The sequence below is a fragment of the Streptomyces sp. NPDC004721 genome (assembly GCF_053601495.1).
Window position 1 is genome coordinate 1 of record NZ_JBSGBZ010000028.1, and the last position, 21,663, is coordinate 21,663.

Consider the following 21,663-nt stretch of genomic DNA (forward strand, 5'->3'; position numbering starts at 1 on the left):
TGAGCAGGGCGTCCAGGTCATTCGTCACAGATCGATCTTGGACGCCCTGTCCGCGTTCCCAAACGCACCGTCAGCATTCGGAATGACTCGTCTAGGTCCGGCGGACCGCCCGCCCCGCCAGTACGTCGGTGCGCCGTCCGTCCTCGATCACGAACCGGCCGTCGATCAGGACGTACGGGATCCCCGTAGGCAGCGCGCGCGGCCGCTCGAAGGTCGAGCCCGGCGCGACCGTGGCCGGGTCGAACAGGACCAGGTCGGCCCGGTACCCCTCGCGGACCACACCCCGGTCCGGCAGCCGCAGCCGGGCTGCCGGGCGCCCGGTGAGGTGCGCGACGCACTCCTCCAGCGACAGCACGCCCAACTCCCGTACGTACCGGCCGAGGTACCGCGGGAAGGTGCCGTAGGCCCGCGGGTGCGGCTTGGTGCCCCGCAGGATGCCGTCGGAGCCGCCGGTGTGGGCGCGGTGGCGCATGATCGCCCGGACGTTCTCCTCGTGACCGACGTGCTGGAGGACCGTCGTGCCCAGCCGGTCCTCCACCAGCAGCCGCCGGGCGGTGGTCCAGGGCTCCTCGCCGCGCCGGGCCGCCGCCTCCCGGACCGTCAGGCCGACGTACTTCGCGAGCGCGGGGACGGTGACCCCGGAGATCTCGATCGTCTCCCACTCCACCGGGACCCCGTGGCAGCCGTCCGAGCCGGTCACCTCCAGGTGGTGGCGGATCCGCTCCGCGGTGACCTCGTCGGCCAGCCGCCCGAGGACCGCCTCCGGGCCGCCCTCGCCCGCCCAGCTCGGCAGCAGGGCCACCAGGGTGGTGCAGCCGGGGGTGTAGGGGTAGGTGTCCAGGGTGATGTCGGCGCCGGCGGCGAGTGCCTCGTCGAGGAGGGTCAGCAGTTCGCCGGCGCGGCTCTTGTTCGGGGCGAAGTTCATGGTGGCGTGCGCCAGATGCAGCGGGCAGCCCGCCTCGCGCGCGAGCCGCACCGTCTCCGCGTACGCCTCGAGCGCTCCGGCGCCGTAACTGCGGTGGTGCGGACAGTAGTAGCCGCCGTGCGCCGCCACCACCCGGCACAGCTCGGTCAGTTCGGCGTCCCCCGCGTACATCCCGGGGGTGTAGGTGAGTCCGGCGGACATGCCGACCGCGCCCTGCTCCATGCCCTCGGCGACCAGCCGCCGCATCCGGTCCAGCTCTTCGGGCGTGGCCGCGCGGTCCTCCCAGCCGACGGCGAGCGCGCGGACCGTGCCCTGCGGTACCAGGTAGGCGGCGTTGACGGCGATGCCCTCGCCGTCGAAGCCGTGGTCGAGACGGTCCAGGTACTCGCCCACCGAACGCCAGGTGAAGTCGATGTCGTCGCCGTCGCCGTTCCAGCCGCTGATCGCCCGGCGGACCTCGGCGAGGGTGCGGTCGTCGACCGGCGCGTACGACAGCCCGTCCTGCCCGACGACCTCCAGCGTGACGCCCTGCGCCGCCTTCGCGCTGTGGTCGGGGTCGCGCAGCAGGGCGAGGTCGCTGTGGGCGTGCATGTCGATGAAGCCCGGGGCCAGCACCAGGCCCTCCGCGTCCAGCTCCCGCCGTGCCCGCGGGCGCTGGCAGCCGGCCGCCGCGGCCTCCTTGACGACGGAGACGATCCTGCCGTCCTTGACGGCCACGTCGGCGCGGTAGGAGGAGGCGCCGGTGCCGTCGGCCACGTCCGCGTCCCGGATGACGAGATCGGCGTAGTCGGCGAGCTCCACGGGGTCCATGGCGGCGCCTCCCGAAGCCCCTAGAAGAACGTACGGACGTATGCGACGACGGTACCGTCCGCCTCGGCCACCGGGATGAGCGACCACTTGTCGAAGGACGTGCACGGGTGGGAGAGCCCCAGGCCGACCCAGTCGCCGACCTGCAGCTCCGCCCCGGAAGCGGTGCTCAGCCAGGCGTGCTGGTCGGACAGGCCGGTGACCTCGATCCCCGTCGCCGGGCGTTCGGCGCCGTCCCGGCGCACCACCTGGGCGAAGGGCAGATCGAGGTCGTAGGCCGCGTCCCGCTTGCCCGCGTTGGCGAAGGCCTGTTCGGGGCTGGGGCGTGAGACCACCTGCGCCCAGAGACGGAAGGCGGGCTCCAGGGCGCCCTCCTCGGGGACGCGGTTGAAGGGCGTGATCTTGCGGTAGTGCCCGTCGTCGTGCGAGACGTACGCGCCCGAGCGCAGCAACTTGAGTACTGGCAGGGAGAGTTCGGGGATGTCGGCGAACACCTCGGCCACCGTGTCGAACCAGGCGCTGCCGCCCGCGCTCACCACGATCTCCTCTGTGCGCGCGAACTTCCCGGCCTTGTCGAGGTCCACGGCCAGGGCGACGAGCCGGGTCAGCCACGCCCGCACCCGCTCGGGGTCGGCCTGCGGCACCTCGCCCTCGTAACCGGCGACCCCGACGAGACGCAGGGTGTCCGTGGCCGCCACCGCGTCGGCGACCTCCGCGCACTCGGCGTCCGTGCGCACACCGGTGCGCGCGCCCTCCCCGGCTCCCAGCTCGACGACCACGTCCACCGGGCGGGCGGCACCCTCCAGCGCCGCGTCCATCAGCTCCACCCCGCGCACGGAGTCGACGTAGCAGATGAAGCGGAAGGAGGGGTCGGCGGCCAGTTCCGCGGCGACCCAGCGCAGGGCCGCCGGGTCCACCAGCTCGTTGGCCAGGAAGACCCGGCTGATGCCGAACGCCCGGGCCACGCGCACCTGGTGCGGCACCGCGAGCGTGATGCCCCAGGCGCCGTGCTCCAGCTGGCGGTGGAAGAGCTGCGGGGCCATGGAGGTCTTGCCGTGCGGGGCGAAGGCGAGGCCGTGGCGGGCCGCGTAGGTCTCCATCAGCTTCAGGTTGTGCTCCAGGCGCTCGGCGGAGAGGGCGAGCACGGGCGTGGTGAAGCCGCCGGTGAAGAGGTTGCGGCGCTGGGCGGTCAGCTCGCCGACGGTCAGGCCGTCCGCGTCCGGCGGGAGGCCCTTGAAACGGTGGTCGACGCGTTCCTCGGCCAGCCGGGCGAGCGCTTCCGTGCTCATCGAGCCCCCTTCAGAATCGTTGCAATATGTGCAACGGTCATTGCGTACAGTGCTTATCGGTGTCTAGCATCTCGCCGAAGTCGGGTCAATGTCCGCGGCCCGCCGGGTCGATGCCGGCGCCCCGGAACCCGAAGGGAGTCACCATCGTCAACGCCGCCCACGGAACATCCGGCGCACCCGCCGTCGTGGACGCCGTCACGCTCGGCGAGTCGATGGTCACGTTCCCGCCCTCCCGTCCGGGCCGCCCGGCCGACATGCCCTCCTTCGAGCGGGCTGCCGGCGGCGCCGAGTCCGACGTCATCTGCGCCCTCGCCGGGGCCGGGCACCCCGACGCCGCGCTCACCGTCCCTTGCGATCTCGCCACGCCTCCTGCCCGGCGCCACGCCGACCGGCCGGTCGCCCTGGGTGAGGCGGCGTGGGGAAGACTGCGACTCGACCCCGGTCGGACGGGCACCGCGCAAGGGGTCGAGGAGGCCGAGCAGGAGGTACGTACTCCATGAGCCAGACCGTCGACCGGGCGCTGAGCATCCTGCCGCTGCTCGCCGAGGGCCCCGCCGATCTCGGGCGGGTCGCCGACCGCCTCGGCGTCCACAAGTCCACCGCGCTGCGGCTGCTGCGCACCCTCCACCAGCACGGGCTCGTCCACCGCCAGTCCGACCAGCGCTACCGGCTCGGCGCCCGGCTCTTCGCCCTCGCGCAGGAGGCGATGGAGAGCCTCGACGTGCGCGAGATCGCCCATCCCCACCTGCTGAGCCTCGGCGAGCAGTGCGGGCACACCGTGCACCTGGCCGTCCACGAGGACGACGAGGTGCTCTACATCGACAAGGTGGACAGCCGCTACCCGGTGCGCATGTACTCCCGGATCGGCAAGCCCGTCGCCATCACCGTCGCGGCCGTGGCCAAGCTGCTGCTCGCCGACCTGACCGAGGCCGAGCGGCGCGCGATCGCCCAGAGGCTCGACTACCCCATGTACACAGCCCGTTCGACACCGAACGCCGCCGCTTTCCTGAAGGAACTGGCGACGGTGCGCGATCAGGGCTGGGCCGCCGACCTCGGCGGCCACGAGGAGTCCATCAACTGCGTCGCCGCGCCCATCCGCGGCGCGGACGGCCGGGTGGTCGCCGCGATGTCGGTCTCCGCGCCGAACGTCGTCGTCACCGCCGACGAACTCCTCGCCCTGCTCCCGCTGGTGCGCCGTACCGCGGACGCCATCAGTGACGAGTTCTCCGGCAGAAACCCAGTGAAGGACCCCGTATGAGCGACACGACGGCCAAGATCGCCCTCATCCCCGCGACCCACACCACCCCGCCCGCGAAGTTCTCCCACGGGGTGCGGAAGGGCAACATCCTCCAGGTCGCCGGCCAGGTCGGCTTCCTGCCCGCCGAGGAGGGCGTGCCCCCCACCCCGGCCGGCCCGACCCTGCGCGAGCAGACCCTCCAGACCCTCGCCAACGTCAAGGCGATCCTGGAGGAGGGTGGCGCGACCTGGGACGACGTGATGATGATCCGCGTCTACCTCACGGACGTGGCCCACTTCGCTGAGATGAACGACCTCTACAACACGTACTTCGAGGAGCAGGGCCTCACCCAGCCGCCCGCCGCCCGCACCACCGTCTACGTGGGCCTGCCCGCGGGCCTGCTGATCGAGATCGACGCGCTCGCCGTGCTCGGCTGACGCGTCTTGGCCATCTTCGTATAACGAAGTCGGGGCTGGCTGTGTCCGGCACAGGTTCGTCGACCATACTGCCCGCTGTGGAGCAGCGCATAGGTTCGAGCAGCCAGCCCCTGAAGGCCGAGCCCGTGAAGGGTGCCGGGTTCGACCCGGCCCACATCCCCGGGCTCACCGCACCCGCGACGGCGGAACCGGAGGACGCCCGGCCGCGGCAGGCCGAGCAGCCGCCGGCATCCGAGCAGCCGTCGGCCGTGGAGGCGGTCGCGGACGACGCCGGATCCGCCGGGAAGGCGGAGCGGCAGGAGGAGGAGCGGCCGGAAGAACGACAGGAAGCGGCCGTCGACGGTCCCGTCTTCGAGGCCGCCGACCGCCGGGCCCGCATCGTCGCCGACCACAAGGGCGTACGCCTCTGCCTGGACGACCAGGAGTGCGAGTTCCGCTGGGACGAGATCGGCGCTGTCGAGACGGCGACCCCGCGTTTCGGCAAGCGGTTCACCATCACCGTCCACACCCCGGACCGGCGCTGGTACCCCATCGAGATCGAGGCCCCGGCCAGGGCACGCTTCGATGAATGGGAGACGCGACTGGACGCGGTCCTGGACGCGTACTTCGAGGACGGCGCGGCGGACGAGGACGGCACCAGCGACAAGGACGGCACCGACGACAAGCACGCGGTGGCCGAGCCGCCCACCGACGACGCCTGACCCCGGCGACTCCTGTCCGGACCGAGCGGCTGCCGCCGCGCCCACTGAGGGCGCCACGGCAGCCGCGAAGGGTTTCCGGGGCGTTACGGCAGCGCGTGCACGTGCGGGCCCACGGTGTTCGACCAGGCGTTGCCCGCCGTCGCGTCCCAGTTGGTGGACCAGGTCATGGCGCCGCGCAGGGCCGGGTAGGTCTTCGAGGGCTTGAAGGAACCGCAGTTGGTGCCCTTGGCCAGGCAGTCCAGGGCGTTGTTCACCACCGACGGCGAGACATAGCCGCTGCCGGCGCCCCTCGTGGAGGCGGGGACACCCAGGCCGACCTGGGACGGGGCGAGGCCGCTTTCCAGCTGGATGCAGGCGAGGGCGGTGAGGAAGTCCACCGAGCCCTGGCTGTAGACCTTGCCGTCGCAGCCCAGCATGGAACCGCTGTTGTAGTACTGGGTGTTGACGACCGTGAGGATGTCCTTGACGTTCAGCGCGGTCTGGAAGTAGCCGGCCGACGTGGACTGCATGTCGATGGTCTGTGGGGCCATCGTGAGGATCAGCGACGGGCCCGCCTTGCCGGACAGGGAGCGCAGGGCCTGGGTCATGTAGGTGGCGTTCAGACCGTTCTCCAGGTCGATGTCGACGCCGTCGAAGCCGTACGTCTGCATCAGCGAGTGGACGGAGTTGGCGAAGTTGGTCGCGGAGGCCGAATCGCTCACCGAGACGGTGCCCGTCTCACCGCCGACCGAGATGACGACCTTCTTGCCGGCGGCCTGCTTGGCCTTGATGTCCGCCTTGAACTGGTCGACCGTGTAGCCGTTCAGGCCGGCCGAGTCGAGGGTGAAGTTCACCGCGCCCCGGGTGGCCGTCGCGTCGGCGAAGGCGACGGCGATGATGTCGTACTGCGACGGCACGTCCGAGATCCTCTGGACCGTGGCGCCGTTGTTGAAGTTCTGCCAGTAGCCGGTCACCGCGTGCTTCGGGAGGCCGGTGCCGCCCCCGCCGCCGCCCGAGGACGCCGTCGTGCCCGTCACGGTCGCCGACCTCGCCGACTCGCCCGCCGCGTTCGTCGCCGTGACCTGGAAGGAGTACGAGGTGGCGGCCGCGAGGCCGCTCACCGTCGCCGACGTGCCGCTCACCGCCGTCACCTTCGAGCCGTCGCGGTAGACGTTGTAGCCGGTGGCGCCCGAGACCGTGTTCCAGGACAGCGACACCGACGAGGACGTCGTGCCCGTCACTCCCAGGCCGCCCGGCGCGGACGGCACCGTCGGGGCCGGGTCACCGCCGCCGCCCCCGTCGGGGCCGAAGACGGAGACGTCGTCGGCGTAGTACGCCGCCTGCCCGTACCAGCCGTGCAGGTACACGGTCACCGAGGTCGTCGAGGAGCCGGTGGTGAAGGTGGTCGAGAGCTGCTTCCAGCTCGCCGAGTCCGGCGTCCAGGTGGAGACGTCCGTGGTGCCCGTGCCGGTCGCGCCCAGGTAGGTGTACCCGCCCTGCACCCATGCGCTCAGCGTGTACGTCGAGTTGGGCTTGACCGCGACCGTCTGGGTGCACTGGGCGTTGTCCAGCCCGGCCGGTGTGGCCTTCAGCGCTGCGGAGCCGCCGTGCACGGGGGAGGAGACGGTCGTACCGCTGCCGGCCGAGCAGGACCAGTTGCTCAGGCCCGACTCGAAGCCGGCGTTCTTGGCGTTGTTGACGTCTGCCGCCGACGCCTGGCCGGCCCCGGCGAAGGAGAGGGCGAGGGCGGCGGTGACGGCTCCCGACCACAGGCGCAGCCGTCGTGCTCTGGGTCGGGGCATGCCTGGTACGCGGTCCACTGGGGCCTCCGGTGGGGGAGAGGGGGGAAGGGGAGGGCAGGACTAACGGTGGCCACCGCTTGGTCGTACAAGTTGGTCCAGACCATTTGGCTTGTCAAGAGGTCCAGACCAAAGTCGCCTCAGGTTCAACGTCCCTGTCCCGCACTCCCGTTACGGCCGTGCCTCCTCCTGCCAGCGCTCCAGCAGCAAGCCCAGCGCGCACCCCGCCAGCAGCACCCCGGTCGACATCCACATCGCCGGGGACGACAGTCCCGCACGCTCCCAGTACAGCGACACCGTCAGCAGTTGCGCCGCCGCCGGCACCGCGCACGCCGCCACCGCGTGCCGCGCTGGGATCTCCCGCCACGGCGCCGGATGCACCCGCGCCGCGGCCCAGGTCGCCAGCACGACGCACACCAGGTTCGGCAGGTGGACCAGTGCCAGCGCGGCGCCGAACGAGCCCACGCCCCGCGGGCCGACCAGATTCCCGTACAGCAGCGTCATCTGCGCGTACTCGGTGACGACGAGCACCACCACGCCCACCGCCCAGGCCCGGACCAGCGGCATCACCGGAGCGGTACCTCCGTCCCCACCACTAGTGCACCCGCACCGAGTCGACGATCCCGCGCAGGTCCGCGGAGGACAGCGCGCCCCGCGCCGCGTCGATCCGGACCGCGAAGGTCCGGTCGGTCGAGTCCAGGCCCGTCAGGATCACGCCCCGGATCGGCGTGCCCTTGGGCGGGTCGCCGTCCTCGCCGGTCGAGTCGAAGGTGAAGTCGATCCGCTTGGCCCGGTCCGTGCCGGCCAGCTTCACGTCCTTCTCGCCCTCCACCTTCGCTCCCATCCGGATCCCGGCCTCGGCGGCGATGGCGGCCTGCTCGGCGGAGCCGGCCCGGGTGAAGTCCAGTTGCACGGTGATGATCGAGACCGTCCGTCCGGACTCCTCGCGTACGGCCGCCGCCGCGTTGTACTTGCTGCGCTCGGCCGCGCTCTGCTCGACGTAGCCCCCGGGGCCCGCGGGATACGACACGGACACGCCCTTCGTGCTCAGCGTGCCCCAGCCGTCCGGCATGGAGGCGGAGCCCGCGTCGCCCTTGCCGCAGCCCGTGAGGGCGGCCGCGGCAGCGATCAGGCCCGCGATCAGCAGTCGTGTCCTCATCGGCGTACCAGCCCTCCTGTCGGCGAGATCACGGGAAACGTCCGAGGACGCCTTCGGCTTCAGCCGGGGGACGAATTGGACTCCTGCGGAGCGGGGCAGGGAACGGGGTTTCGTCCAAAAGGTGAAAGACCGCCCAGATAGTCGGGTAGGCTGAGCGCCGTGCGTTGCGGGAGCCAAGCACGCACAACTCCTTTGTCTTGAATGGGCAACCGGGCAGGTTCCGTCCCGGCTGGTGCTGAGAGCGTCAGACTCGTTCGCTCGCTGAGCGAATGAGCTGCTTGAGCCAGGAATCCCCCTGCTTCAGCTGGGGGAGGGTTCAATTGGCACAGTAGCTGTAGGGGACGTAGGACCGGCGGTCTCCGTTCGGAGCGCCGAGGAACCTGGCGTCCGTGAGGGTCTCCGCCTTCTGCTCGGTGCTGACCGACAGGCCGAGGCTGAGCCCGAGGTTCAGTTCGAAGCCGTACTCGGCGGCGTTCACCTGGCCCGTGTACGTCATCCTGCTGGACGTGCCCCTGTCGAAGACCAGTTGGCCGAAGGGGTCGTCGGCGCCCGGCCGCTTGGTCGGCGCGTGGTCGTCGAACATGTACTGGAAGGGCGTCACCAGCTGCTCGTTGGTGCTGCTCAGCCACTGCTCGGCGACGGCCCGGTCCCGGTCTCCGGCGGGACCGGGGTCGAAGCTCAGGGAGGTGGTGACGACCTCGATGCCGGTGGAGCTGTCGGTACCCTTCCCGCTCACCCCGCCGCTGCGCTCGTCCTTGCCCGACTTGCCGTTGCCCCCGCCGAGCCGGGCGCCGTCCTTCTGGCCGCCCTTCTCGACGGTGCGGGTCATGTTGACGCCGACCAGCTTGCCGGTGGACTTGTCGTACGTGACGGTGATGGTGCCGGTCTGGGTGGTGGAGGCCGAGGCGTCGCCCTTGATCGGGCCCGCCTCGTAACTCGCCTTGGTGCCGTACTCGATCGACGAGGAGTACGTGTACGACTTCGTGTCCTTGTAGGCGTTGTCGGTCCAGGTGATCTCGGGGGAGTACTTGAAGTTGCCGCCGAGCGCGGCGCTGAGCTTCTTGTCGTCGCCCGCCGAGATCTTCAGGCCGGCCGCCGCGGAGGCCTCCAGGCCCACCTTGCCGTAGGTGATCTTCCGGTTGTCGCCCAGCGCGTTCTTCACCCGGTTCTCCGTGTCCTCCTCGTCCTTGAGGGGACCGGTGCCGAAGAGGTAGAGGATGCTGTCGCCGACGCTCGCGTCCGCGCCGCCCGGCGACCGGCGTCGCATCTGGTACATCTGGAGTTTCTCGACGTCGTCGCGGAACCTGCGCGCCTCCTCGGGGCTCTCGAACACCCAGGTGTCGCCGTTGGTCACCTTGATCCCGGCGCCCAGCTCCACCTTGTCGGTCCCGACCTTCCCCATCTTCAGCCCGGGCTTGAAGTCCTTCTTGGCGCCCACGGAGGCCGCGTCCGTGAAGGTGAGGTAGACCAGCTCGTCCTGGTCGTCGACCTTTCCGTCGTGGTTGACGTCCGTGTGCGCCCTGACGTGCTGCTCCTGGAAGCCGTACTCCTTGCCGATCTCCCAGAACAGGATCTTCGCCTTGGAGCCCGCCTTGTCGCTGACCGTCGAGACCTGGCACAGCGCCGGCTCGAAGTCGGCGTCGGTCAGGGCCCGGTCGTCCCCCTGCGAGCTTCCGCCGCCGCAGTCCGAGCCGCCCGTGACCTTGCAGATCTTGGCGGCGATCCCGTCGTAGACGGCCTGGCCGATGCCGGTGGCGCCGATGCCGAGCACGACGGCGACGACGACCACGACCATGCCGAGGTACTCGGTGGCGGTCGCGCCCGAGTCGTCGTACCCGTACGTTCTCCGGCACGTCCGTCTGCCGCCCCCGCGAGCCATGCGGCACCCCTCCTCGACACTGGCAAGCGCCATTCCGGTCGGCGAGCGTAGGTGCGGGCGGCCCCGGACGGCGTGGGCCCGCGGGCCCAAACCCGGGCCCACAGTCAACGAGTTGCGTCCGGCCCATGCTTTTGGGCCGGGTCGGGATGCTCAGCCTGCCCCGGTTTGAAATGACTTGTTCGAGGAGAGTTGCCGGCCAGGTACAGAATCGCTGTTCTCCGGTCACAGAGGCGTGGATACAGTGCTGAGGTAGTCACGCAGTGAAGTCAACTCGGTGCGCCGGACGACCGCCGGCGGGCCGACAGGCGTCTAACGGGGAGCTGCGCGTGTCCACTGCCATTGCTGTGACGAGTGCCGACATGGCGCTGCCCGCGCAGGACGAACGGACCGTGCCCGCCGTCGTCCTGAAGGACCTGGACCGGCAGCCACTGGAGCAGACGCTCGACGCCGTGAGGGCCCTGATCGACCACCACGGGCACGTCGTCGTGGTGTGCTCGGACGCCGTCCCCAGCGGTGTGGAACGGCGGCTGCACACCGTCCGCTCGCTACTGGAGAGCGACCGCATCGCCCTGTTCCGGCCCGACCTGCCGCCGCTCGGACTCGCCGTCCTCGCCCGCCAGTTGCGCCAGCTCGCCTCCTGCGACCTCAGCCCCGGCGTGCTCGCCTCGGCCGGCCGGCTGCTCACCCACTACATCCACGCCGGCGCCGTCCTGGGCTCGGTCGCCCGCCTCGACCGCGTCCCCGTAGGTCTGAAGGCGCACGCCAAGTCCTGGGTTCCGGGCAGCCAGTTCGGCGTGATCGCCCACCCGGAACCGCAGCTCGTCCGGATCGGTCCCGAAGCGAGCCTGACCGGGCCGGACTTCGGCAGCTGGATGCTGCTCGCCAAGGGCCAGCTCCAGTCCGACTGGGTCGGCTCCACCCTCGCCCCCGCCTGGAACGCGCTGGGGCTGCGGGAGGCCGACCTGCCGGCCGAGTCCGCCACCTGGTGGGGTACCGGCAAGCTGATCGAGTTCTGCACCTACCTGCCCGAGCTCTCGGTGCTCTACCAACTGGTCACCTCGGTACGCCAGGGTGTGTGCCACTGGTGCGGCATCGACGTCATCGGAGACCGCTGCGTCTTCTGCTCGGCCACTCCACCCGTCCCCGAGAGCCGGACACCCACCGGATGAGTCCCTGAACCACCGGCACCACCGTCATTCGATTCCGCTCGACTTCGCCGACCGATATCCCAATGAGGTTGCACGGTTCATGAACTCCCGTCAGCGCCGCGGCGTGATACTCCTGATCCTGTCCGTCATCTGCGCCCTCGCGGCGTTCGCGGGCGTGCTCTCCGTCATCAGCGACGTCAAGTCCAAGGTCGGCCCAGAGGTCGCCGCCTACCAGCTGCGCACCGACGTGGCGCCGTACACGACGCTGAGCACAGGCCAGTTCGAGAAGGTCAAGATGCCCAAGCGGTGGCTGTCGCCGAACGCCGTCACCGACCTCGGGCAGATCCAGGGCAAGATCGCGGTCACCACACTGCGCAAGGGTTCCCTGCTCCAGAGCGACATGATCGTGAACCAGCCCGCCCTGCAACCCGGGCAGCAGGAGGTCGCCATCATGATCGACGCGGCGACCGGCGTGGCCGGCAAGATCACACCGGGCTCCACGGTCAACGTCTACGCCACCTTCGGCGGACAGCGCCAGGGCGACCCCGCCCAGTCCAAGATCATCGTGACCAACGCCAAGGTCCTCGACGTCGGCAGGATCACCGCGCTCCAGCCGAACGCCGACAACCGGGCCCAGCAGCCCACCGACGCCGTCCCCATCACCTTCGCGCTGTCCACCATCGACGCCCAGCGCATCACCTACGCCGAGTCGTTCGCCCAGCGGGTCCGGCTCGCGCTGGTCGCTCCCGGCAGCGACACCAGCGTCCCGGCCAAGGACCGGACCTACGAACTCGCGAACGACAAGTGAGAGGCCGGCAGGCATGACCACCAGGATCCTCCCGGCCGTCGGCGACGCCGACGCGGCCCGGTCCATCACCACCCTGCTCAGCCAGCTCCCCGACGCCGAGCCGGTGGCCCCGGTCGCCGACTCCACCCAGCTCATCGACACCCTGGCGCGCCTGGCCGCCGAGTCCATCGACGAGCTGCCCGAGATCGTGGTGGTGCACGAGCGGATCGGCCCGGTCCCGGCCCTGGAACTGATCCGCGAAGTGGCCCTGCGCTTCCCGGCGGTCGGCGTCATCCTCATCACCTCCGACGCCGGCCCCGGCCTGTTCTCGGCCGCGATGGACTCGGGCGCCCGGGGACTGGTGGCCCTTCCGCTGAGCTACGAGGAACTGGTCAGCCGCGTACAGGCGGTGGCCCAGTGGTCGGTGGGCGTACGGCGCCACCTGGGTCACGGCGGCGACGTGTTCACCGGGGCCGGCGGCCGGGTGGTGACGGTGAGCGGGGCCAAGGGCGGGGTGGGCGCCACCCTCACGGCGATACAACTCGCCCTCGCCGCACAGGCCTCCGGTCGCGGCACGGCCCTGGTCGACATGGACCTCCAGTCCGGTGACGTCGCCTCCTTCCTGGACGTCCAGTTCCGCCGCTCGGTCGTCGACCTCGCCTCCATCACCGACATCTCCCCGCGCGTCCTGGCCGACGCCGTCTTCCGCCACGACAGCGGCCTTGCGCTGCTGCTCGCGCCCGGCGAGGGCGAGCGCGGCGAGGAGGTCACCGACCGGGCCGCCCGCCAGATCGTCAGCGCACTGCGCTCCCGCTACGAGATCGTCGTCCTGGACTGCGGCGCCCAGATGAGCGGGGCGAGCGCGGCGGCCGTCGAGATGGCCGACACCGCGCTGCTCCTGACCACTCCGGACGTGGTCGCGGTGCGCGCGGCCAAGCGGACCGTACGGATGTGGGACCGGTTGCAGATCCGCAAGGCCGAGGAGACGACCGTCGTCGTCAACCGCCACACCCGGGGGACCGAGATCCAGCCGCCGCTCATCCAGAAGATCACCGGCACACCCGTGGCGGGCACGGCGATCCCCGCGGGCTTCAAGGAACTCCAGGGCGCGGTGGATGCCGGCCGCATCCACGAACTGGAGAGCAAGAGCACGGTCAAACAGGCGCTGTGGGGGCTCGCCGGCGAACTGGGCATCGTCAAGGCGCCCGAGGGCGACCGCAAGGGCGGGCGGCTGCGGGGCGACCGGGGGTCGGTGAGTTTCCGGCGCCGCAGGGAGGCAGGGGGATGAACGTGCGGGCAGGCACAGGGAAGAGGCCGTCGGCCGGGCGGCTGCGCTCGGACAGCGGGCAGGTCGCCGTCGAGCTGCTCGGCATGACGCCCACGATCCTCATCACGCTGGTGCTGCTGTGGCAGTGTGTGCTGCTGGGGTACACGTACACGCTTGCGGGGAATGCTGCGGACGAGGCGGTACGGGCGGGGACGGCGGCCGATCGCGGCGCCAGGGACGCCGCCTGCCAACAGGCCGGGCTCGACAAGCTGTCGGCCGCGTGGCGAAGGGGGGCTGAGGTGGGCTGTGAGACGAGCAACGGCTACGTACGGGCGCACGTCGGCCTCAAGGTGCCCGTGCTCTTCCCCGGCACGATCGACTTCCCGATCACGGTCACGGGTCACGCCGGCGCCGTCGAGGAGGCGACGAACTGACATGCCGTACGAGGGCGTACGTCGCGACGGCCGCCACGACCGGGGCCAAGTCGCCATCGAATACCTGGGGTTCATCCCGATCCTGATGCTGCTCGCCATGGCCGTCATCCAGATCGGACTGATCGCCTACACGGCCCAGCAGGCCGGCACGGCCGCCCGCGCGGGGGCGCGCGCGGCCTCGCTCCGGCAGGGAGCCGAGCAGGCCTGTGCGAACGCGGTCAGCGGCTGGCTGGCGGACGGCACCAGCTGCCCGGCCTCGTACGGCGGCAAGGAGGTCACCGTCACCGCGGGCGTCGACATCCCCTCGATCGTCCCCGGCTGGAACTTCGGCCGGGCCCACAAGACCGCCACCATGCCGCTCGACCACTGAGACCAAATGGACCACTAGACCGCTGGACGACTGGGACCGCTCGACCGCTGAGACCGCTGGACCACTGACCAGGACCGGCTCGCACCGACCAGAACCGACTCGACAGCACCGACTCGACAGCACCGACTCGACAGCACCGACTCGACCACCGACCAGGAGCGAGGAGCACCGGACCCATGAGCCTCCGCGCACGCATCAACTCCCCGGAGGAGAAAGGCACCCGGGGCGAGGACGGCCACCTCGTCGCCTCCTACCGGGCCAAGCTCCTGGAGGAGATCGACCTCGCGGAGATGAGCTCGCTGGCCGCCGCCGAGCGCCGGGCGCGGCTGGAGCGGGTGCTCGGGCACATCATCAGCCGGGAGGGCCCGGTCCTGTCGACCGTGGAGCGCTCGCAGCTGATCCGCCGGGTCGTCGACGAGGCCCTCGGCCTGGGCATCCTCGAACCCCTCCTCGAGGACGCCTCCATCACCGAGATCATGGTGAACGGACCCGACGCGATCTTCGTCGAGCGCGGCGGGCGGGTCGAGCAACTGCCCATCCGCTTCGCCTCCGACGACCAGCTGATGCAGACCATCGAGCGGATCGTCTCCACGGTCAACCGCCGCGTGGACGAGTCGAACCCGATGGTCGACGCCCGCCTGCCCTCCGGCGAGCGTGTCAACGTCATCATCCCGCCGCTCTCGCTCACCGGCCCCACGCTCACCATCCGCCGCTTCCCGCGCTCCTTCACCCTCCAGGAGCTGATCGGCTTCGGCTCGCTCGACGAGCACATGCTGTACCTGCTGGCCGGCCTGGTGCAGGCGAAGTTCAACGTCATCGTCTCCGGAGCCACCGGCACCGGGAAGACGACCCTCCTCAACGCCCTGTCCGGGCTGATCCCCGACGGCGAGCGCATCATCACCATCGAGGACTCCGCCGAACTCCAGCTCCAGCAGACGCACGTGATCCGGCTGGAGTCCCGGCCGCCGAACGTGGAGGGCCGCGGCCAGGTCACCATTCGCGACCTGGTGCGCAACTCGCTGCGCATGCGCCCCGACCGCATCGTCGTCGGTGAGGTCCGCGGCGGCGAGTCGCTCGACATGCTCCAGGCGATGTCGACAGGCCACGACGGCTCGCTCGCCACCGTGCACGCCAACAGCGCCGAGGACGCGCTGATGCGCCTGCAGACCCTCGCCTCCATGTCCGACGTGGAGATCCCCTTCGTCGCCCTGCACGACCAGATCAACAGCGCCGTCGACGTGATCGTCCAGCTCACCCGCTTCGCCGACGGCGCACGCCGCGTCACCGAGATCGCCCTGCTCGACAGCCACGGCAGCGAGCCGTACCGGCTGGCCACCGTGGCCCGCTTCGCCGCGCAGCCGATGGCGGCCGACGGCCGGATCTACGGCGCCTTCGAGTACCACCCGCTGCCACGCCGCACCGCCGACCGCCTCTACATGGCGAGCCAGCCCATCCCCCAGGCCTTCGGCGTCGCCCAGTCCGCAGACCAGCTGGCCACCCGAGAAGCCAGGTAGGCAGGTAGGAACCGTCCCCATGGATCTGAGCACCCTCGTCACCCTCACCACCGGCGTCACCCTGCTGACCTGCGTCCTGGCCGTCGCCGGCCTGCACGCCTACACCTCCGGCAAGGCCCAGCGGGCGGCCCTCGTCGACCGGCTCTCCCAGACCGGTCAGATCCCGGTCGGCCGCCGGCGCCGCTTCCCCAACCTCGACCGCCGACTGCGCCGTACGACACTCGGCCGCAGGCTGGAGCTGAGGCTCGCCGCGACCGGCCTGGACGTCACCCCGGGCGAGTTCTTCGTCTACATGCTCGCCACCGTGGCCGCCCTCTGGCTGATCGGCCAGGCCTCCCTGGCCCCCTTCTTCGGCCCGCTGGCCGGCCTGCTCGGCATCGGTGCGGCGGTGCAGTTCCTCAACTGGCAGCGGCAGAAACGCATCGAGAAGTTCATCAACCAACTCCCCGAACTGGCCCGCATCCTGGCCAACGCCACCCAGGCGGGCCTGGCCCTGCGCACCGCGATCGGCATGGCGGCGGAGGAGCTGGAGGCTCCGGCCGGCGAGGAACTGGCCAAGGTGGCCCATCAGTTGGCCCTCGGCGCGTCCATGGACGACGCACTGGCGGAGCTCACGGACCGCCTGCCCTCGCGGGAGCTGGTCGTTCTCGTCACCACCCTGGTCCTGTCCAACCGGGCCGGCGGCCAGGTGGTGAGCGCCCTGCGCAACCTCACCGAGACCCTGGAGGAACGCAAGGAGACCCGCCGCGAGGTCCGCACCCAGCTCTCCCAGGTCAACATGACCTCCTACGCGGTCCCGGTGCTGGGCGTCGGCGCGCTGTTCCTCATGAACGGCGTCAAGGCCGGAGCCCTGGACCGCATGACCGCCTCCCCGATCGGCCAGGGCGCGGTGATCATCGCCTTCGCGCTCTACGCCGTCGGCTTCATCCTCATCCGCCGCATGTCCCGCATCGACGTCTAGCCGGGTTCCCGGAAGGAGGGAAGAGGGATGGCACTGCTGCTCGCACTCGTGATGGGCCTCGGCGTCTGGGGCGTCTTCGCCGGCATCCGCATGTACCGCGCCGACGCCCGGTTGCCCGACGACCTGGCGCTGGCCCTGGAGGTGGGCTCCACCCGCACCGGCGCGGTGGACTCCCTCGTCGACCGCCTCGGCATGCGCTACGCCCCCGCCGTACTGCGCCTGATGGGTCCCAAGAGGGTGGCCAGGTACCGTCGAAAGATCGACCTGGCGGGCAACCCCGGCGGCCTCACGATCGACCGCTACGCGGCCCGGCGCGCGGTCTACGGCTTCCTGGGGGGCCTCGGCGGACTGGTGTTCCTCATGCGCGGCCAGCTCTTCATGGCCCTGCTCCTGCTCGCCTTCGGCGCCTTCTGGACCGAGGTCGGCATCTGGTCGGCCATCCGCATCCGCAAGGACGTGATCGAGCGGACGCTGCCGGACTTCCTCGACGTGCTCGCGGTCGTGGTGAGCGCGGGCCTCGGCTTCCGCCAGGCCCTGGACCGGGTCGCCGACAAGTACGAGGGCCCCTGGGCGGACGAACTGCGCATCACCCTGCGCCAGATGGACCTCGGCATGAGCCGTCGCCAGGCCTTCGCGGAGCTGCGGCGCAGGAACGACTCCGAGCAGGTCGCCATGTTCGTGACGGCGTTGCAGCAGGGCGAGGAACTGGGCGCCCCGATCGTCGACACCCTCGTCTCCCTGGCCAAGGACATGCGCCGCACCGACGCGCAGAACGCCCGCCGCAAGGCCGCCCGCGCGGTCCCCAAGGCCACCATGATGATCACCACGTTCATGGTCCCGGCCACGATGATCCTCCTCGGCGCGGGCCTGATCCTCGGCTCAGGCGTGGACTTCGGCTCCCTCACGGGTACGGGCGAGTAGGGGGGGCGACGAGGACATGGCGACGACGGAGGAACGCACCGGGCTGCTGCGCCGCCGCCCGAGGATCCCCGAGATCACCACCCCTCCGGCAGGCACGGTCCTCCCGGCCCACGTCCGCACGGGCGCGCCGGACATCCCGGTGACGTCGGTGACGCCGGCGTTGCCGCCGGGGTGGGAGCCGGCGGAGCCGTCGGGTGGACGGATCGCCGCTGACGGTGCAGGCCGTCCACCGGGGCCGCCTGCAGCCGGCGGTGATGCCCGCACGAGTGGTGCAGGGGGGAACCACATACCGGTCGAGGGCGAAGCCGAGGCCGAAGGCTCCGCCCAGCTCCCGCAGGGACCTGCCCCGGAGCCGGAAAGACTGCAGATCAGTGCGCTGCAGGCGATGTGCCGCTACGTCTTCGCCTTCCGCCTCGCGATGATCGCCCTCTCCGCCCCCGTCGCCCTTCTCAACGCCGCCCCCGGCCTGGCCACCCGCCTGGTCAGCGCCGCGGTCGTCGTCACCTTCATGGGCTCGTACGTCCTGTTCCGGGACTGGGAACGCTTCGGTCCCCTGCTCCTGCGGCACCCCACTCTCCTCGCCCTGGACACCCTCTTCGGCGCCCTCCTCCTGATCGCGGCGGGCCCTGACAGCACGCTGGCCTACGTCAGCGTCTGCACCCCCCTGCTCGCCGGTCTCGTCTACGGCTGGCGGGGCGCGGGCCTGTTCGCCTCGCTCCAGTCGCTGATCCTGCTCGTCGTCTCCACCAGCTCCAAGGAACTGTCCCCGGACCTGGCCCAGGCCGCCCTCCTCCCCGGCCTGTGCGTCATCGCGGGGGCCGCCGGAGTCACCCTGCGCAACCTGCTCCTCCGCTTCGGCGAGGCCACCCAGGCCCTGACCACGGTCCAGGCCCGCCTCGCGGTCACGGAGGCGGTCGGTGCCGAACGGGCCCGCCTGGCCCGTGAGATGCACGACTCGGTGGCGAAGACCCTGCACGGTGTGGCCATGGCCGCCGACGGCCTGGCGGGCTCGACGGGCGCCGACCGCATGGACCCGGCTCTGGTGAAGCAGCAGGCGGAACTGGTGGCCCGCTCGGCCCGCCGGGCGGCCGCCGAGGCCCGCGAACTGCTGACCGACCTGCGCCGCGAGAACGACCCGGACCACGGCACCGACGTCCTCGTAGAACTCGCCGCCCGCACCCGGGACTTCGCGTCCCGTACCGGACTGTCCGCCGCCTACCGCCCGATCGGCGAGCCCGGCGTGCCGCCGGTGCCTCCGGCCGTGGCCCGCCAGCTCCTGACCATCGCCTCGGAGGCGATGGAGAACGCCCACCGCCACGCGGAGCCCACCCACGTCGAGGTGCGCGCGGGCGTCCACGGCGATCTGCTGCGCATCAGCGTGTACGACGACGGCCGCGGCCTGCCGCCTGGCACCAGCCTCGAACAACTGCGCCGCGCCGGACACTTCGGCCTGGTCGGGATGGTCGAGCGGGCGGCCTCGGTCGGCGCCCGCATCCGTATCGGCCGCGGCGCCCACCCCAAGGGAACGGAGGTCCGCCTCGAACTGCCCTTGGGAGCCCTGACGACACCGACCGTATGACCGTCCGACCATCCATCCCTGCTTCACGACCCAGAGAGGAGGCCGCCGCCGTGCCGGACCAGACGACTCCCAACCCCTTCGAGGGTTTCCCACCGCCCGCACCTGCCGTGCCCCTGCGCGTCGTCGTGGCCGACGACAACCCCGTGGTCCGCGCCGGCCTGACGGCCCTGCTCTCCGGCCGCGCGGACATCACGGTGGTGGCCGAGGCCGCCGACGGCCGCGCCGCCTGGGAGGCCGCCCAGCAGCACCGTCCCGACGTCGTCCTGCTCGACGTCCGCATGCCCGGCGTGGACGGCCTCTCCGCGCTGCCGTACCTGGTCCGGATCGCGCCGGTCATGATGCTGACCTACAGCAGCGAGTCGGAGATCGTCCAGGAGGCCCTGCGCCGGGGTGCGGGCGGCTACCTGGTCCACGGCGAGTTCACGGCCGGCCAACTCGTCACCGCCGTACGTGACATCAAGGAGGGCAGGCCCCACTTCACTCCTACGGCGGCGGGCGCCCTGGTGGCCCGACTGCGCCGGGACCAGCCGATGGAGGGTGCGATTGCACACGATCACACCTTCCCAACGTCCCATGAACCAGCCACTTCTGCCCAGCATCTTTCGCAGTTGCAACCGGATGTGGGACAGTCTTCGTCTGGATGGACAGGTAGCCGTCCGGCCGCCGTCGACAGGTCGAGGTTCCAACTCAGCGCGAGGGAGGCGGAGATCATGGACCTCATCGCGTCCGGCATGACCAACCAGCAGATCGCCGCCTCCTGCTTCATCAGCGAGAAGACCGTCAAGAACCACATCAACCGCATCTTCGCCAAGCTGCACAGCACCAGCCGTTCCGAGGCCGCCGCCAAGTGGCTGGGCACGGCCCCGGGTTCGTCGCGAGGGCTGGGGTGAAGCGTGATGCCGACGGTACGGGGGAAGCGGGGCCGGGTCTCTCTTTGGGCCCGCGATTGGGTCCGGAGACCCTCTGGCGGACGGGGTGTTCCGGCATACGTTTCCGGTGTCGCAAGCGGCACCGAGACCGAACCCGGAGGGGAACACCATGAGCGACCTGATGCTGAAGACCGCGGTCCGCGTGAACGGCTGGAAGAACACCACGGTCGAGGCGATGCAGCGCCGCGCCGGCGACAGGGGGCAGACCGCGGTCGAGTACCTGGGCATCATCGCGGTGGTGGTGGCGATCGTGCTGGCGATCACGGGTACGAACGTCGGGCAGACGATCCTGCAGAAGATTCAGCAGAAGATCAACGAAATCACTTGATGCGCCTCCGGAACGGCGACGCAGGGCAGGCCTTCCCCATCTACATCACGGTGGTGGCAGGCCTGCTCTTTCTCGCGTTCGCTTACCTTGCGGTCGGCCAGGCGGCGGCCAGTCGGAACGGCGCGCAGACGGCTGCAGACGCGGCGGCACTGGCGGTGGCGCAGGACACTCGCGACCAACTTGCGAGCCAATGGGCGAAGGATGTACTCGACCCCACTAGGTGGCAGAACGTCTTCGACGGCATCGGTCAGGGGCTCGAGCCCTCATGCTGGCGGGCGTATCAACTCGCCCAGCAGAACGACGCACATGTGCTCGGTTGTGGGGCGAGCGGTCTGCTGGCCTACACGGTCAGCGTCGAGACCAACAAGCCTATAGGGAAATCGGTCGTCCCTATCACTGCGAGTAAACACTCGACGGCACGTGCCAGGGCTGTGATCGAGCCGCTCTGTACCTTCAAACCCTTGGCGGCAGACGCCGGGACCGATGTGTTGCCACGCCTCACCTGCAAGGACAGGTACTGGGATCTGGACCCGAAACACCTCATCGATCTCCCGGAGCCCCAAGACCTCTTCGATGTCCATCTGGCTGACTGACAAGCGAATGACGAGAGAAGAAGGAAGCAGAGCGATGAGCATTCGGTTCACTGCGAAGGCCCGCAGGGGGATGGTCGCATTGACCGTCGTGGCCGGTTTGGCACTTGGCGTGGCTGGCTGTGGTGGCGGTGACGACGAGGACAAGAAGCCGGATACCTCTGCGTCCGCCTCAAAGCGCGGTGGATCCCGGCCGACTGCTCAGGAGGGACAGTCCCAGACACCTATGGCCGAACTCAAGGGGCAGGACGGACTGCTCTTGCAGATCACCTCCGCTGCACGTGACACGGGGGGATTCGTCACCATCAACGGAAATCTGAAAAACGACGGGGCCAAGTCCGTTGTCGTTCCGCCTCAGATGACTGGCGATGAGACGGAGATCGTCAAGCATGGGCCCTCGCTCGGTGGCGCCACCCTCGTGGATTCCAAGGGAAAAAAGCGGTACTACGTGCTGCGTGACACGGAAGGGCGGCCACTCACGACGACCTCGCTGGGCACCCTTCAGGCGGGCCAAAGCCTCCCCATCTTCATGCAGTTCCCGTCCCCACCAACAGATACCTCCGAAGTCACGCTGCAACTGCCCACCTTCTCCAGCGGCACTATCGAGATCTCTGGCTGAGGCG

Annotated in this window: 22 protein-coding genes and 1 pseudogene; 17 read left to right on the forward strand and 6 right to left on the reverse strand. The window is 70.5% G+C overall.

The genetic code is table 11. From position 1 onward, the window contains the following. Positions 1-91: 91 nt before the first annotated feature. Together ACWEK3_RS24660 and ACWEK3_RS24665 are read right to left on the reverse strand one after the other, a co-directional pair. Entirely contained in the window at positions 92-1,735 is a 1,644-nt protein-coding gene (locus ACWEK3_RS24660) for an N-acyl-D-amino-acid deacylase family protein (protein ID WP_453250607.1), read from the reverse strand. Positions 1,736-1,755: 20 nt separating this feature from the next. Beyond that, positions 1,756-3,021: an amino acid deaminase gene (locus tag ACWEK3_RS24665; protein WP_453250608.1), complete on the reverse strand. Its 1,266-nt coding sequence runs from the start codon at positions 3,019-3,021 to the stop codon at positions 1,756-1,758. A gap of 110 nt (positions 3,022-3,131) precedes the next feature. On the opposite strand from ACWEK3_RS24665, the pseudogene ACWEK3_RS24670 reads away from it, so the two are divergent. The 4 genes and pseudogenes from ACWEK3_RS24670 to ACWEK3_RS24685 form a co-directional block, all read left to right on the forward strand. Further along, positions 3,132-3,347, forward strand: a pseudogene (locus tag ACWEK3_RS24670) (sugar kinase); the annotation flags it as partial. Positions 3,348-3,517: 170 nt separating this feature from the next. Further along, positions 3,518-4,279: an IclR family transcriptional regulator gene (locus tag ACWEK3_RS24675; protein ID WP_453250609.1), complete on the forward strand. Its 762-nt coding sequence runs from the start codon at positions 3,518-3,520 to the stop codon at positions 4,277-4,279. After that, a complete protein-coding gene (locus ACWEK3_RS24680; protein ID WP_453250610.1) occupies positions 4,276-4,695 on the forward strand; it encodes a RidA family protein in 420 nt (139 codons plus the stop codon). The genes ACWEK3_RS24675 and ACWEK3_RS24680 overlap by 4 nt, the downstream gene beginning before the upstream one ends. A 77-nt stretch (positions 4,696-4,772) precedes the next feature. Beyond that, complete coding sequence (locus tag ACWEK3_RS24685) at positions 4,773-5,396, forward strand: hypothetical protein (protein ID WP_453250611.1); 624 nt, start codon at positions 4,773-4,775, stop codon at positions 5,394-5,396. Positions 5,397-5,479: 83 nt separating this feature from the next. Here ACWEK3_RS24685 and ACWEK3_RS24690 read toward each other — a convergent pair whose 3' ends face one another. The 4 genes from ACWEK3_RS24690 to ACWEK3_RS24705 all read right to left on the reverse strand — a co-directional run bounded on the left by ACWEK3_RS24690 (position 5,480) and on the right by ACWEK3_RS24705 (position 10,212). Beyond that, positions 5,480-7,177: a chitinase gene (locus ACWEK3_RS24690; protein ID WP_453250612.1), complete on the reverse strand. Its 1,698-nt coding sequence runs from the start codon at positions 7,175-7,177 to the stop codon at positions 5,480-5,482. Between the two features lie 168 nt (positions 7,178-7,345). Continuing rightward, positions 7,346-7,741 carry a hypothetical protein gene (locus ACWEK3_RS24695; protein WP_453250613.1) on the reverse strand — a complete coding sequence of 132 codons (396 nt, stop codon included), beginning with the start codon at positions 7,739-7,741 and terminating at the stop codon, positions 7,346-7,348. A 28-nt stretch (positions 7,742-7,769) separates the two neighbouring features. Then, a complete protein-coding gene (locus tag ACWEK3_RS24700; RefSeq protein WP_450539319.1) occupies positions 7,770-8,333 on the reverse strand; it encodes a hypothetical protein in 564 nt (187 codons plus the stop codon). 316 nt (positions 8,334-8,649) lie between these two features. Next, positions 8,650-10,212, reverse strand: a complete 1,563-nt coding sequence (locus ACWEK3_RS24705; protein ID WP_453250614.1) for a hypothetical protein — start codon at positions 10,210-10,212, stop codon at positions 8,650-8,652. Between the two features lie 359 nt (positions 10,213-10,571). Between ACWEK3_RS24705 and ACWEK3_RS24710 the strand changes: the two genes are divergently transcribed. The 13 genes from ACWEK3_RS24710 (at position 10,572) to ACWEK3_RS24770 (ending at position 21,659) form a co-directional block, all read left to right on the forward strand. Further along, positions 10,572-11,381 carry a hypothetical protein gene (locus tag ACWEK3_RS24710; RefSeq protein ID WP_450539412.1) on the forward strand — a complete coding sequence of 270 codons (810 nt, stop codon included), beginning with the start codon at positions 10,572-10,574 and terminating at the stop codon, positions 11,379-11,381. A 79-nt stretch (positions 11,382-11,460) separates the two neighbouring features. After that, a complete protein-coding gene (gene cpaB / locus ACWEK3_RS24715) occupies positions 11,461-12,168 on the forward strand; it encodes a Flp pilus assembly protein CpaB (protein ID WP_376542694.1) in 708 nt (235 codons plus the stop codon). A gap of 13 nt (positions 12,169-12,181) precedes the next feature. Next, positions 12,182-13,435 carry an AAA family ATPase gene (locus ACWEK3_RS24720; RefSeq protein ID WP_361413123.1) on the forward strand — a complete coding sequence of 418 codons (1,254 nt, stop codon included), beginning with the start codon at positions 12,182-12,184 and terminating at the stop codon, positions 13,433-13,435. Next, entirely contained in the window at positions 13,432-13,848 is a 417-nt protein-coding gene (locus ACWEK3_RS24725) for a pilus assembly protein (protein ID WP_453062237.1), read from the forward strand. Before ACWEK3_RS24720 ends, ACWEK3_RS24725 begins: the two co-directional genes overlap by 4 nt. 1 nt (position 13,849) lies before the next feature. Next, positions 13,850-14,218 (forward strand): TadE/TadG family type IV pilus assembly protein, encoded by a 369-nt coding sequence (locus tag ACWEK3_RS24730; protein ID WP_450539324.1) that lies wholly within the window; start codon positions 13,850-13,852, stop codon positions 14,216-14,218. A 176-nt stretch (positions 14,219-14,394) separates the two neighbouring features. Beyond that, positions 14,395-15,732 (forward strand): CpaF family protein, encoded by a 1,338-nt coding sequence (locus tag ACWEK3_RS24735; protein WP_361413126.1) that lies wholly within the window; start codon positions 14,395-14,397, stop codon positions 15,730-15,732. 19 nt (positions 15,733-15,751) lie between these two features. After that, positions 15,752-16,693: a type II secretion system F family protein gene (locus ACWEK3_RS24740; RefSeq protein WP_450539326.1), complete on the forward strand. Its 942-nt coding sequence runs from the start codon at positions 15,752-15,754 to the stop codon at positions 16,691-16,693. A 27-nt stretch (positions 16,694-16,720) separates the two neighbouring features. Continuing rightward, complete coding sequence (locus ACWEK3_RS24745; RefSeq protein ID WP_365418163.1) at positions 16,721-17,614, forward strand: DUF5936 domain-containing protein; 894 nt, start codon at positions 16,721-16,723, stop codon at positions 17,612-17,614. A 16-nt stretch (positions 17,615-17,630) separates the two neighbouring features. Continuing rightward, a complete protein-coding gene (locus ACWEK3_RS24750; protein ID WP_450539328.1) occupies positions 17,631-19,193 on the forward strand; it encodes a histidine kinase in 1,563 nt (520 codons plus the stop codon). 50 nt (positions 19,194-19,243) lie between these two features. Further along, on the forward strand, positions 19,244-20,083 hold the full coding sequence (locus ACWEK3_RS24755) for a response regulator (protein WP_453250615.1): 840 nt from the start codon (positions 19,244-19,246) through the stop codon (positions 20,081-20,083). Between the two features lie 148 nt (positions 20,084-20,231). Further along, the gene (locus tag ACWEK3_RS24760; protein WP_361413131.1) at positions 20,232-20,450 is read left to right on the forward strand and encodes a hypothetical protein; all 219 of its coding nucleotides are present in this window, start codon (positions 20,232-20,234) and stop codon (positions 20,448-20,450) included. Next, positions 20,450-21,043, forward strand: coding sequence for a pilus assembly protein TadG-related protein (locus tag ACWEK3_RS24765; protein WP_453250616.1), 594 nt, complete (start codon positions 20,450-20,452; stop codon positions 21,041-21,043). Before ACWEK3_RS24760 ends, ACWEK3_RS24765 begins: the two co-directional genes overlap by 1 nt. A gap of 34 nt (positions 21,044-21,077) precedes the next feature. Continuing rightward, positions 21,078-21,659 carry a hypothetical protein gene (locus ACWEK3_RS24770; RefSeq protein WP_453250617.1) on the forward strand — a complete coding sequence of 194 codons (582 nt, stop codon included), beginning with the start codon at positions 21,078-21,080 and terminating at the stop codon, positions 21,657-21,659. The last annotated feature ends 4 nt before the right edge of the window (positions 21,660-21,663 follow it).